The 4,509-nt window shown below is 65.0% G+C and carries 3 protein-coding genes; all 3 read left to right on the forward strand.

Features of this window, described 5'->3' with window-relative positions; translation table 11 throughout:
• Nucleotides 1-2,528 (forward strand): type VI secretion system membrane subunit TssM (gene tssM / locus EN781_RS26965; RefSeq protein WP_127400498.1); only part of this gene is annotated, 2,528 nt, incomplete at its 5' end.
• A 159-nt stretch (nucleotides 2,529-2,687) separates the two neighbouring features.
• Nucleotides 2,688-3,470, forward strand: coding sequence for a protein phosphatase 2C domain-containing protein (locus tag EN781_RS26970; RefSeq protein ID WP_126058929.1), 783 nt, complete (start codon nucleotides 2,688-2,690; stop codon nucleotides 3,468-3,470).
• Nucleotides 3,467-4,509, forward strand: a 1,043-nt coding sequence (locus EN781_RS26975; RefSeq protein ID WP_145965642.1) for a serine/threonine-protein kinase, incomplete at its 3' end; no start/stop codon positions are given. The genes EN781_RS26970 and EN781_RS26975, both read left to right, overlap by 4 nt.

Raw genomic sequence — 4,509 nt, forward strand, 5'->3', positions numbered from 1 at the left:
GCGGCCGGGTTACCGGTTTTGTCACCAGCCTGTTCGACATCTCCCGCAGCGAGGTAAACGTCAGCCTGCGCGGCCTCTATTTTTCCTCGGGCACCCAGGAAGGAACGCCGATCGACCAGGTGCTGGGCGCGATCGGGCGCAGTTTCGGCAGCAGTTCGCAGGCGCATCTGTCCGGCACCGGCAAGAGCTTTTTCCTCCACGATGTTCTGGCCGACGTCATTTTCGCCGAGGCCGGCTGGGTTTCATACGACAGGACAGCCGAAAGGCGCGCCGCGATCGCCAGATATGGCGGCATCGGCGCGATCGTCCTGGCCGCCGCGATCGCCCTGGGCGCGCTTGGGCTGAGCTTCACGGCCAACAGATCGCTGCTCGCCGCCACGACGCAGGCCATGAGCCAATACCGCCAGGCGGCGGAACCGCTGCTCAAAAGCACAGAGGTCGCCGACGTCGACCTCGAAAACGTGATTGGCCCGCTCGACCAGTTGCGCAACCTGCCGGCCGGATTCGAGACCGGCGACGCGCCGACGCCGATCGAGGAGACATTCGGCCTCAGCCAGCGCGAACGGCTTCTTTCAGCGGCCAGGACGGCCTACCGGCAAGCGCTGGAGCGAAGCTTCCGATCGCGCCTGCTGCTGCAGGCCGAGCGCACGATCCAGGCCAGGATGGCCGATCGGGCGATGCTCTATGAGCCGCTGAAGATCTATCTGATGCTGGGCGGCAAGGCGCCGAAGGTCGACGACGAGCTGATCGTCTCCTGGATGCGGCAGGACTGGGAACAGAACCGCTATCCCGGCGAAAACAACCGCGAAGGTCGGGCCCAGCTCGAAAAACATCTGCGCGCCATGCTGGCGCTGGACGACGCCTATGATCCGGTTTTCAAGCTCGACCAGCCACTTGTCGAAGCCGCCCAACGCTCACTCGGACGCATGAGCCTGGCCGACCGCGCCACGGCCCTGATCAAGTCGGCCCTCCATGCGGCAGCCCTGAGCGATTTTTCCGTTTCGCTCAAGGCCGGTCCGGAAGCGCCGCTGCTGTTCGAGCGTGTCGACGGCAGTGATCTATCGGGACTTCGCATTCCCGGCATCTACACCCATGCCGGCTTCAGCGATTTCTATCTCCAGCAGCTCTCACGCATCGCGCAGATGCTTGTCGACGACCGGTGGGTACTCGGCGGCGGCGGCGAGCAGGGTGGCATCGATCAGGAATTGCTCAAGCTCGGACCCGAGCTTCTCGATCGCTATGCCAAGGAGTTTGCCGCGGCGTGGAACGGCATTCTCGATCAGCTGCGGTTCAAGGCGATGCTGAAGGACAAGCCACAATATATCGCACTTTCCGCCGCAGCTTCGCCGAACTCGCCGATCGATCAGCTGTTCAGCGCGATTGCCGATGAGACCACCCTGACCCGGGAAAGCCAGTCCCTCGATGTCCAGGCAGGCACGGCCGAGCGGCCGGACGCCGCGGGCATCGCCAAGGGCCTGGCCCGCATCGGCATCCAGATGGCCGCCGGCAAGTCGCAGAGCCGCGCCGGCTCGGCGGGCTCGCAGGGCCCGGGCGCCAACGTCGAGGCGCAGTTCAGGTCATTCCAGGCCCTGGTGAGCGGTCCTGCCGGACGCCGCCCGATCGACGCGCTGACGCAGAACTTTCGCGACATCTACCAGAGTCTGAAGCTGGCGGCGGACGTTCCCTCGGAGACGGAGCGCGTCAACACGAACCTGCAGCTTCAGGTCTCGACCCTGCGCGCCAACGTCTCGCGCCTGCCCAAACCGCTTGCCCGGATGGTCAACGCGGCCGCTGACGAGTTCGAGGGCAATGTCGCCGAGACCTCGGTGGCGAATTTGAACCAGTTGCTCGACCAGACGGTGACGCGGCCCTGCGAGGAGATGGTCAATGGCCGCTATCCTTTCGCCAGCGGCAGCACGGAGGACATAGCTATGGCGGACTTCGCCAAGCTGTTCGCCCCCGGGGGATTGATGGACCGCTTTTTCGCGCAAAATCTCGCATCGCTGATCGACATGACCGGCCAGGACTGGAGCTGGAAACAGGACCAGCGCTTCGGTCGCGACCTCTCGAAAGCCACGTTGAAGACCTTCCAGTCGGCAGCGGAAATCCGCGCCGCCTTCTTTCCCTCGGGCGGCTCGGTGCCTTTGGTCAGCATCACCTTCACGCCCTTTTCGTTGCATGGCGATGCCGACAGCGCGATGCTGGACGTCGATGGCCAGACCGTTCAAAGCAGCCAGACGGGCAACGCGCCGGGCACGCTGAACTGGCCGAGCGGCGCGGCTTCCGGCTCCGCCAGCCTGAGCCTTGCGCCGGAAATGCCCGGCCGGGAATCCGCCATCAAGTTCGACGGCCCGTGGGCGCTGAAACGGCTCATGGACAAGGCCTCCGTCAGCGGAAGCGAAGGTAATCTGGAAGCCCGCTTCGTGATCGGCGGACGCGACGTGGCCTATACGATCCAGAGCAACTCCGAACCCAACCCGCTGTTCCTTCCAGCGCTTGCCGGGTTCAGTTGCCCGAAGGCATTCTGAGATGATTTTTTGGCTCTCCGCCACGTCGACGACAATCCCGGACGGTCGGCGTACCGACCGTGATTTAGATACTCTAATGTTCGCGCCTGTGGCAGAGTGGCGCGAGCGGCGGCCCGAGGGCGCGCCGCGAAGGACGCTTGCGAAGCGCTTGGTGGCAAATTGAACACTGTCGCCCTCCTTCCCTTTGAAAGCTTCGGCGTAAGCCACAAAGGCTGCGTGCGCGACCACAATGAAGACAACTATCTGGTCGAGCCGCGAACAGGCCTGTGGGTAGTGGCCGACGGCATGGGCGGGCATGATGCCGGCGAGGTGGCGTCGGCAAGCATCATCGACCACCTGGCGACGATCGGCATCGCAAGCTCCGCGCCGGACCTTCGAGCGCGCTTCGAGGACAGGCTGAGCCGGGCCAATGCCGAAATCCGCAGGATATCCGAAACCCGCGGCATAACCATCGGCTCCACCTTCGCGGCCCTGCTGGTGATGGACGGACGGTTTGCCTGCCTGTGGGCCGGCGACAGCCGCGTGTATCTTGTCCGCAATGCCTCGATCTCGCAGATCTCGAAAGACCACACCGAAGTCCAGGAGCTCCTCGACCGAGGCGTGATCAGCGCCGCCGAAGCGCTCACCTGGCCGCGCCGCAACGTCATCACCCACGCGGTCGGCGTCAGCGACGAGATCGTCATCGACTACCAGCAGGGCGAGACCATGCCGGGAGACGTTTTCGTGCTAAACACCGACGGGCTGACGGCACATGTCAGCGACGCCGAGATCGAGGGTGCGGTGTTGTCCGCCGCGCCTCAGGCGGCCTGCGAGAAGCTGCTGGAAACAGTGTTGGCGCGGGGCGGAACCGACAATGTGACCATAATACTGGTGAAGATCGGCGACCGCCGCAACGCCCAGGCGCCCCGTCCGCATCCGCCCACCGAGGGTCGGGACCGATGAGCGCCGACGACAAGACGCGCGTCTCGCCAGGCCTTGCCAACACCGGCGTGGGCACACAACTCAGCGGCATCTACGAGCTTGACGAGCGGATCGCGTCCGGCGGGATGGGCGAGGTCTATCGCGGCCACAACATCCAGACCGGCGACCACGTCGCAATCAAGATCGTCCTGCCGGAATTCGCCCGCGACCAGACGATCTTGTCCTTGTTCCGCAAGGAAGCGTCGATCCTCAATCACCTGTCGCATGACGCGGTCGTGCGCTACCACGTCTTCACCATCGATCCCGGCATCGGGCGACCCTACCTGGCCATGGAATTCGTCGACGGCCAGTCGCTGTTCGATGTCATGCGGCGTGGCGCCATGCCCGTGGAGGACGTGCGCAAGCTCTGCCATCGCCTCGCCTCCGGCCTGAGCGCCGTGCATCAGGCGGGAGCGATCCATCGCGACCTCTCCCCGGACAACATTATCCTGCCGGGGGGCCGGGTCGACCGCGCCAAGATCATCGATTTCGGCATTGCGCGTTCGGCCGCCGTCGGCGGAGAAACGCTGATCGGCGGCAGGTTCGCCGGAAAGTACAACTACGTTTCTCCCGAACAGCTGGGGCTTTACGGAGCCGAGGTCAGCGAGCAGTCCGACATCTACAGCATGGGATTGGTGCTGGCCGCCGCCTTGCGCGGCAAGCCGATCGACATGAGCGGCTCTCAGCTCGAAATCGTGGAAAAGCGCCGAACGGTTCCGGATCTTTCCGACATCGATGCCGATTTCAGGGAGATCATCGAGGCGATGCTGCAACCGGACCCGCGGCATCGGCCGATCAGCATGGCCGAGATCGCCAGGATGACCCGCGACGCCGACGAGGAGACGAGGCCGCCGGTATCCGCCATGCCGCGCGACCGCTCGGACCTGCATCGCACCGCCGCGCCCCCGGCTCCTGGGAGGCTGCAGGCCCAGACTTCGGCAACTCCGGACGGCCAACGCTTCGTCCCGCATCAGCGCCCCGCGCACCTTGCCGAACCGCGCCCTCGGACGGCAGCCACCCC

This window comes from Mesorhizobium sp. M4A.F.Ca.ET.090.04.2.1 (genome assembly GCF_003999085.1).
In the GTDB taxonomy this organism is placed as follows: Bacteria; Pseudomonadota; Alphaproteobacteria; order Rhizobiales; family Rhizobiaceae; genus Mesorhizobium.